This is a genomic window from Plantibacter sp. CFBP 13570 (genome assembly GCF_014841395.1).
GTDB lineage: Bacteria > Actinomycetota > Actinomycetes > Actinomycetales > Microbacteriaceae > Plantibacter > Plantibacter auratus.
Genome location: NZ_JACYTW010000108.1, coordinates 1 through 6,149, shown reverse-complemented (window position 1 = coordinate 6,149; position 6,149 = coordinate 1). Strand labels below are relative to the sequence as shown.

At 71.2% G+C, this 6,149-nt stretch carries 7 protein-coding genes; all 7 read right to left on the bottom strand.

Features of this window, described 5'->3' with window-relative positions; genetic code table 11:
* On the bottom strand, positions 1-1,717 hold a 1,717-nt coding region (locus tag IFT89_RS19320; protein WP_202939779.1), incomplete at its 3' end, for a hypothetical protein.
* Between the two features lie 10 nt (positions 1,718-1,727).
* On the bottom strand, positions 1,728-2,480 hold the full coding sequence (locus IFT89_RS19315; protein WP_064295403.1) for an SDR family NAD(P)-dependent oxidoreductase: 753 nt from the start codon (positions 2,478-2,480) through the stop codon (positions 1,728-1,730).
* A 233-nt stretch (positions 2,481-2,713) separates the two neighbouring features.
* Positions 2,714-3,628, bottom strand: a complete 915-nt coding sequence (locus IFT89_RS19310) for a phosphogluconate dehydrogenase C-terminal domain-containing protein (RefSeq protein WP_307783557.1) — start codon at positions 3,626-3,628, stop codon at positions 2,714-2,716.
* Complete coding sequence (locus tag IFT89_RS19305) at positions 3,583-4,380, bottom strand: sugar phosphate isomerase/epimerase family protein (protein WP_202939778.1); 798 nt, start codon at positions 4,378-4,380, stop codon at positions 3,583-3,585. The genes IFT89_RS19310 and IFT89_RS19305 overlap by 46 nt, the downstream gene beginning before the upstream one ends.
* Positions 4,377-5,207: a triose-phosphate isomerase family protein gene (locus tag IFT89_RS19300; RefSeq protein WP_202939777.1), complete on the bottom strand. Its 831-nt coding sequence runs from the start codon at positions 5,205-5,207 to the stop codon at positions 4,377-4,379. Before IFT89_RS19300 ends, IFT89_RS19305 begins: the two co-directional genes overlap by 4 nt.
* Entirely contained in the window at positions 5,207-5,677 is a 471-nt protein-coding gene (locus IFT89_RS19295; protein WP_064295405.1) for a ribose-5-phosphate isomerase, read from the bottom strand. The genes IFT89_RS19300 and IFT89_RS19295 overlap by 1 nt, the downstream gene beginning before the upstream one ends.
* Positions 5,674-6,149 (bottom strand): DAK2 domain-containing protein (locus IFT89_RS19290; protein WP_202939776.1); only part of this gene is annotated, 476 nt, incomplete at its 5' end. The genes IFT89_RS19290 and IFT89_RS19295, both read right to left, overlap by 4 nt.

The window sequence follows — 6,149 nt, the reverse complement described above, 5'->3', positions numbered from 1 at the left end:
TCTCGACCGCGACGCGCTGCCGTCCGCTGAGCTCGGCGATCCACCCGAGCGCCCGGCCCGCAGCCGTCAGCGGCCCGTCGGCCGCGACGAGCCCACGCGGTCCGGTCGCCTCGAAGTACGACAGCGACTCGACACCGGAGACGGCCAGGGCCGCGACACTGCCGACGACCCAGGCGCCGAGCGCCTCAGCCGACTGCCGACAATCCGTCGCGCCGGGCACGTGCTCCGCGCCGAAGCCCGCGCGGAGTTCCGCGTCACGGGAGTCACCCGCGCTCGCCCGCGTGGTGGCGACCGCGTTGTAGCGGGCGCCGAGTGTGACCGGCCCGACGTGCAGCGGGCGGCCGTCGGCGATCCTGACAGCGTCCGCCACGACGACGGCCTGCATGCCGAGCGACTCGACGAGCTGGTGCCCGCCGCGGTCGTGCATGAACGGCGTGATGCTGAACGCCACGGGGCCCGCCCAGCGCTCGAGACGCGCGTGGTTGCGGTTGAGCTCCGTGAAGTGCGCGCGCGTGCCGCCGACGAGCTCGGGATGCGGCGTCGGGCTCTCGGCCCACAGGGCCTGCAGGACGTCGCCGAGCGCGGTCAGCAGCGTGACCTCGGAGAGGTGGGTACGGCGATGGAACGCCCCGACGCGCACGACGGGCACGGCCGCCTCGCGGAGCCGTCGCAGCACCGGCTCAGCCTCCTCACCCGTCCCGAGCACGAGTCGGAGGTCGAGGGGCCTGGTGCCGGCCTGGCGCACGGCGCGGTCGAGGATGGCCGGCCAGTCCGGGTTCGTCGGGTCGATCTCCACGAAGATCCCGGCGATCGGGTCCGGGACCACCGCACCAGCGCGTCCACCGTCGGGGTCGCTCGACACCGAGGTCGAGATCGTGGGGACGACGCTGTCGAGTGGCGCGCCGATCCGCCCGTCGACAGACTCCAGGACCGGGTCTTCTCCGTGCACCGCGACCTCCGTCTCGGGCACGACGGTCACGGCGAGCGGCGTCGCCAGTGGGGCCTCGGCGCGCTCGGCAGCGTCGACCCGCGCACAGGAGACCTCGACGGACTGCTCCACGACGTCACCGACCGCCAGCGCCACGGGGAACGGCAACGAGAGCGGCGTCGAGTAGGTCTTGAACGAGGCGTCGGTCCAGTTGCGCTGGTCCTCCATCTCGAAGACGTCACCGCTGAAGCGGGCCGTGGTCGCGATGCGGTCGCCGGTCCAGGCGAGGGACTCGATGCGGATCGCCGGCTGATGCGGAGCGACGTGCTCCGGAAGGAGGGTCGTCGTCGTGGACCCCTCCGGGTGGCCGACGACGAGCTCGGTGCCGGCGAGGGCCGGTGACTGCAGCACGATGAGGCCGATGCGCGCGCGACGGAACGCGGCGGTCACCTCGGCCCGGACGGCGACCCGCAGCGTCGACGCTCCGAGGTCGACCGACAGCGACCAGGCGACGGTCTCGCCGTCGTCGCCGACCCGGCCGCGCAGGGCCAGGCCGCTCGTCGTGTGGTCGACCGCGTCGACGATGACGGGCAGCGTCTTCCAGTCCTGGTCGCGGACGACGAAGCGGATGCTGCGCAGCACGAGCTCGCCGTCGAAGGCGATGTCGTCCAGCTCGGAGCCGCGGAGCGAGGCCGACCAGGGCCCCCGTCCGACGGCGAGGGCGTCGCGCTCGCGGTCGAGCAGCAGGTCGGATGCGACGCGGAAGGTGGTTCCCGAACGCGAGGTCATGATCGTCGGCTCAGAGGCTCGTCATGCCGCCGTCGACCCGGAAGGTCGCTCCGGTGGCGAAGCTCGACTCGTCGCTGGCGAGGTACACCATGATGCCCTCGACGTCCGAGGCCTGGCCGGGACGACCGAGCGGGATGCGCCCGACGATCGCGGCGCGGGACTCGGGGTCGCCGGAGATCGCGGTGACGAGCGGGGTCTCCGTGTAGCCGGGGACGACGGTGTTCACGCGGATCCCCTGATCGGCGTAGGCCGCGGCGACGGTCCGGCCGAGGCCGTGGATCCCGGCCTTCGTGGAGCTGTACGCCGTGAAGTCGGCGCCCTCGCCGTTGAGACCGGTCGGGCTGCCCGTGAGGATGATCGAGCCGCCCCGGCCGAGCATGGCGCGGACGGCGTGCTTCGTCGTGAGGAAGGTGCCGGTGAGGTTGATGTCGACCGTGCGCTGCCAGACCTCGAGGTCGAGGTCGGCGATCTTCGCGTCCTGGCCGAAGAGCTGCACGCCGGCGTTCGCGACGACGACGTCCGGGGTCTTGCCGGCGGCGTCCATGACCGCGAAGGCGGCCTCGACGCTCGCTTCGTCGGCGATGTCGAGTCGCACGGCGATGGCGGTCGGGAAGGGTGCCGCAGCATCGCGGGCGGCCTGGATGTCGCGGTCGGAGAAGACGACGGCGGCGTCCTCCCGCGCGAACCGTTCGGCGACCGAGCGTCCGATCCCCGATCCGGCACCCGTCACGAGCGCGGTCTTTCCTGCAAGTCGTCCAGTCATCGTCGCCTGTCTCTCGTGCGGTGTTGCGGGGGTGGTGTCGCGGGTGTCGCAGTGGCTGTCGCGGGTGGTGCATCGGGTCGTCTGCAGCCTATCCGGCACAACCGGTTGACCGCATGTGACAGCAGAATTGATGGCTGCAGGATTCCCCAGCTCAGGAGCCGGTGGGCGTGTCGGCCCGCCATGGGGGGGCAGCGGACCGACACGCCGCAGCGTTCCTGAGTTGGGGAAGCGGGTTACCGCTCGATCTTGTCGAGGTGGAGCATGGCGGCGAGGTTCTTGTCGAGCTCGTCGTCCTGGAAGACCTTCTTCCAATCGTCCTTGATGATCGCGCTGCGGCCGTAGTCCATGGCGATGAGGCACGCGTCGGAGAACGGGTTGTCGCCCTTGAGCGAGTTCGCGAGGGCGACCTGCGTGTGGCCGAGGAGGATCGCACGAGCGGCCGGCTCCGGCACGCCCATGGTGTTGACGGCCTCGTCGAGCGACTCCTTGAGGAGCGCACCGATCATGCAGGCGATCGTCTCCACGAGGGTCGGCTCGAGCTGCGCGAGCTGCTTGACCGTGACCCAGTGGACCTCGCCGACCGGGGCGAAGATCGCCCGGACGACGGCCTCGACCTGCGCCTGCTTCTCAGCGTCGTCGGACTCGATCGCCGCGATGGCGTCCTGGAGGGCGGCGATGCCACCGAAGGTGTCCGCGTACTCCTCGGGCGTGTGGCGCTCGACGAAGACGGAGGGGTGGCAGGGGTGCGTGACGGCCTGGATGACGTCGTCGCGACGCGTCAGCAGACCCGCGTACGCGGCGGCCGGGTCGAGCGTGAGGAGCACGGCGCCCGACTTCATGAGCGGGACGACGCCGGCGGACACGGCCTTCAGGGCGAGGTCCGGGACGGCGAGGATGACGACGTCGGCGTCGGTGACGGCCGCGTCGGTCTCGGTGAGCTCGCGACCGGCCTCGGTCACACGCTCCTGGCCGGCGGGCGAGACCTCGCTGTAGAAGACGTTGTGGCTGGTCTTCACGAGGTTGTTGGAGACGCGCATGCCCATCTTGCCGCCCGCGCCGATGACGGCGATGGTGAGCTGGTCCGCGACGGTGGTGGTGTCGGTCATGATCTTCCTTCTCTCAGGTACTGCAGGTTGTGTGCGGTCCACGTGCGCTCGAGCTCGATCGTCTCCGTGATGGAGTCGCCGAGCGGGAGCCAGTGTTCGATGATCTGGTTGACACCGCGCTCGTCCGGTCGGACGACGGCGGTGAGGGCGGGGTAGTCGAGCAGGCCGGTGCCGAGCGGGGCGCCCTCGAGGGTGAAACCGACCCAGCCGCCCCGGCGGGTGAACGCGAAGTCCTTGACGTGGATGTTGCGGACGTACGGAGCGGTGCGCTCGATGACGTCACTCGGGTGCTCGAGCCGGGCAACGGTGTTGGCGGGGTCGAGGCAGATGCCGAGGTTCGGGTGGTCGACGGCGGTCACGAGGTCGACGAGCTCCTGCGACGACAGCTGCTCGTAGGTCTCGAGTGCGATCGTCACGCCGGCCGCCTCGAACGCCGGAAGCACCGCGCGGAGTCGATCGACGGCGTCCGCGTGGGACGGCCGGTCATCGCCGGAGGTTGCCATGCTGCGCAGGAGCTTCGCGCCCAGCACGGTGGCGATGTGGAGGAAGCGTTCGAGGTGCGCGACCGCGATCCCTTTCGTCCCGAGTTCGAGGGCGACCCCGAGCTCACGCGCGACCTCGGCGATCCGACGCAGGTCGTCGTCGGACATCGCCTCGATGCGGGCGTCGTCGCAGATCTGGAAGAGCTCGACGCCGGCGTCGGCCGTGCGCTCGATCATGCCGATGACACTCAAGCGCTCGGGTGCGAGCTCGGAGCCCTCCCAGAAGAAGGTGTAGGTGCCGAAGCCGATCATGCTGTCCCCGGTCCCTGAGCCTGTCGAAGGGTGCCATCCTGAGCCTGTCGAAGGGCCTCGTCGAGCACGGCCTCAAGCGCCGCGACGTCGTGGGCGAAGCGTCCGAGGAACACGCCGTCGACGTCGTCACCGAGGGCGGTCAGCAGACCGGGACCCGCACTGCCGCCGTAGATCACGGAGCTGCCGACCCGGTCGGGCCGCTCGGCGATCGATTGCTTCAGGATCGCGCCGACGGCTCGCACGTACTCGGCAGACGCGGGTTCAGCCGCACCGATCGCCCACACGGGCTCGTACGCGACGATCACCGGTCCCGCCACGGCATCGGCGAGGGCGGAGTCCAGCTGGCGCACGCACTCCGTCGCAGCCGCCTCGGGCGTCGTGCGCTCGACCTCGCCGATGCAGAGCACGGGCGAGATGCCATTGCGGAGGGCGGCTGCGGTCTTCTCGGCGACGACCTCGTCGGTCTCGCCGAAGAGCGAACGGCGCTCCGCGTGGCCGACCTCGACCACGGCGACGCCGACCTCGGCGAGCTCGGGGCCGCCGACCTCACCGGTGAACGCGCCACGGTCCGCGCTCGCGAGGTCCTGTGCTCCGACCAGCACGCCCGTCCCGGCGAGGGCCGCCACCGACGGCGCGACCGCGAGGTAGCCGGGGATGACGAACAGTCGCACGCGACCATCGACCACGGCCTCGTGCCGACGGGCCAAGGCGCCCACCTGCTCGATCCACTCGAGGGTCTGCGCGTGGCCGAAGTACATCTTCAGGCTCACACCGACCACGCGGGGCGCGGTCGACGTGGGCACGGCCGACGGGGACGGGGTGGTCATCAGCAGGAGCCCGTCGCCTCGTACTCACCGATGACGGCGACCTTCTCGGCGCTCGCGCTGGTCTCGTCGAAGCGGTAGGTGAGCCACTCGCGGACGAGGCGGCGGGCGAGCTCGATGCCGATGACGCGCTGGCCCATCGTCAGGACCTGCGCGTTGTTGCTGAGGACACCGCGCTCGACGGAGAAGCTGTCGTGTGCCGTGACGGCGCGGATACCGGCGACCTTGTTGGCGGCGATCGCGACGCCCAGACCGGTGCCGCAGAAGAGGAGCGCGCGGTCGGCCTGGCCGGACGCGACGAGCTCCGCGGCGGCGATCGCGACCCGCGGGTAGGCGGTGTGGCCATCGGCGTCCACGCCCACGTCGACGAGCGAGGCGACGCCGTCGTGCTGCTCGAGGTCGCGCTTGACGATCTCCTTGTAGTCGAACCCGGCGTCATCCGAGCCGATGACGATGCGCAGCTGATCGGTCATGCGTGTACTCCTTCGTTGGTGGTGGTGCTGTCTGGCGCGGTGGTGCTGGCGGCGCGCTCGAGGACGGGGACGATCGCCGTGACGATCAGGCCGAACGAGTAGGCACCGGCGTCGACGGTACCGAGACTCTTCTCGGCGTGCGGACGGGCGCGGCCCATCTTCGGCAGGAGGTCCGCGGTCTCGGCGGCAGCGGTGGAGGCAGCCGCAGCGGCGGTCGTCCAGGCGGCGACGAGGTCGGAACCGTCGGCGACGGCTGCACTCAGGGTGGTGGTGAACGGCACGAGCGCGTCGACCATCGTCTTCTGTCCGACCTCGGCCTTGCCGAACGACATGATGCCGTCGACCGCGGCCTGCACGCCGGTCGCGACGTCGGTGCGGCCTGGTGCGACCTCGTCGCCGAGGGCGGTTCCGACCGAGCGGAGCGCGAGGCCCCACAGGGCGCCGGAGGTGCCGCCAGCGCGGTCCGCCCAGG

Excerpts from the sequence above, each read along its gene's own strand:
- IFT89_RS19315 (WP_064295403.1), bottom strand. The coding sequence starts at position 2,480 with ATGACTGGACGACTTGCAGGAAAGACCGCGCTCGTGACGGGTGCCGGA.
- IFT89_RS19305 (WP_202939778.1), bottom strand. The coding sequence starts at position 4,380 with ATGATCGGCTTCGGCACCTACACCTTCTTCTGGGAGGGCTCCGAGCTC.
- IFT89_RS19295 (WP_064295405.1), bottom strand. The coding sequence starts at position 5,677 with ATGACCGATCAGCTGCGCATCGTCATCGGCTCGGATGACGCCGGGTTC.
- IFT89_RS19300 (WP_202939777.1), bottom strand. The coding sequence starts at position 5,207 with ATGACCACCCCGTCCCCGTCGGCCGTGCCCACGTCGACCGCGCCCCGC.